This is a genomic window from Chromohalobacter sp. HP20-39 (assembly GCF_033052815.1).
GTDB lineage: Bacteria > Pseudomonadota > Gammaproteobacteria > Pseudomonadales > Halomonadaceae > Chromohalobacter.
The window spans coordinates 1-230 of sequence record NZ_JAWHTP010001252.1 but is presented as its reverse complement, the minus strand read 5'-3'; the positions used below and the strand labels follow the sequence as shown (position 1 = coordinate 230).

At 78.7% G+C, this 230-nt stretch carries 1 protein-coding gene; it reads right to left on the bottom strand.

Annotation, left to right across the window (positions count from 1 at the left end):
• Positions 1-230 (bottom strand): M23 family metallopeptidase (locus RVY79_RS21875; protein ID WP_411161792.1); only part of this gene is annotated, 230 nt, incomplete at both ends.

Below are 230 nucleotides of genomic sequence, written 5' to 3'. Positions count from 1 at the left end.
CGTACCCGCCCGCAGCCTCGGCGGTGACGACCCGGCCCGGCGCGGTGGCGCGGGCGGGCTCGCCGTACTCCGCCTTCAGGTCCAGCCCGGTATGCAGGGCGAGGCCGCGGGTGAAGGGGTCGAGGCGCGTGCCGAACGGGCTCGACACGATCGAGGCCCCCCGGATCGGACGGGCCAGGGGCAGGGTCGCGGCGACCCGGCGCAGGCGCTCGCCGTCGTCGAGCGTCCGC